The following is a 1,154-nucleotide window of genomic DNA, read 5'->3' on the forward strand; positions in this document are numbered from 1 at the left end:
GCCCGCGACCGGCCCGGCCCCGACGCGGGCGGGGAGCCCGGTGGCGACCCGGCCGCCGCCCGTGGTGAGGCGGTCGCGGACCCGCCGGGCCGCGACGACCGGACCGACCACGACGGGGGTACGGCCTGATGCCGCTCTGGGTGGAGCTGGTGCTCCGGGTGGGCGGCGTGATCGTCGCGTTCCTCACCCTGCCGCTGGTCGTCGGCCAGGCTGAGCACAAGGTGATGGCGCACATGCAGGGCCGCCTCGGCCCGATGTACGCGGGTGGCTTCCACGGTTGGGCGCAGCTCGTGGCGGACGGCGTCAAGTTCGTGCAGAAGGAGGACATCACCCCGCGTGAGGCGGACCGGGCGGTGTTCCGGCTGGCGCCCGCGGTGGCCCTGGTGCCGTACCTGCTGGTGCTGCTGGTCATTCCGCTCGGCCCGAACGACCTGGTCGGGCAGCCGCTGGACATCGGCCTGTTCTTCGTGCTGGCCGTGGTCGGCGTCGGGGTGGTGGCGGTGCTCATGTCGGCGTGGGCGTCGGCCAACAAGTACAGCCTGCTCGGCGGGCTGCGCGGGGCCGCCCAGCTGCTCGGTTACGAGCTGCCGCTGGTGCTGGCCGCCGCCTCGGTGGCGATGGCGGCCGGCACGCTCAGCCTGTCCGGCATCGTGGAGGCGTGGCAGCCGTGGTGGTTGCTCTGGCAGGCACCCGCGATGATCATCTTCTTCGTGGCCGGGCTGGCCGAGATCCGTCGGCCGCCGTTCGACATGCCGGTGGCCGACTCGGAGCTGGTCTTCGGCTACATGACCGAGTACACGGGGCTGCGGTTCGCGTTCTTCCTGCTCGCCGAGTACATCGGCATCGTGGTGATCGCCGCGCTGACCACTGTGCTGTTCCTCGGTGGCTGGCAGGGCCCGTTCGCCGACGAGCACCTGGGCTGGCTGTGGACCCTGCTCAAGATCTTCGCCGTCGCCTTCGTGATCATCTGGCTGCGGGTGTCGTACCCCCGGCTGCGCGAGGACCAGCTCCAACGCCTCTGCTGGCTGGTCCTGGTCCCCGCCTCCCTCGCCCAACTGGTCCTCACCGCAGCAGTCCGCGTAGCCCTCTAACCCCGCCGCGCCCCGCCCGCGCCCCGCCGCCCCCGGCTGCCCGCCGCCCGCCGCGCCCGGCTG

Annotated in this window: 1 protein-coding gene; it reads left to right on the top strand. The window is 72.9% G+C overall.

The genetic code is table 11. The features are described from left to right. The first annotated feature begins 128 nt into the window (after window positions 1-128). Entirely contained in the window at window positions 129-1,091 is a 963-nt protein-coding gene (locus tag B0E54_RS32285) for a complex I subunit 1 family protein (RefSeq protein WP_234591624.1), read from the top strand. Window positions 1,092-1,154 lie beyond the last annotated feature (63 nt).

This window comes from Micromonospora sp. MH99 (assembly GCF_021442385.1).
Taxonomy (GTDB): Bacteria; Actinomycetota; Actinomycetes; order Mycobacteriales; family Micromonosporaceae; genus Micromonospora.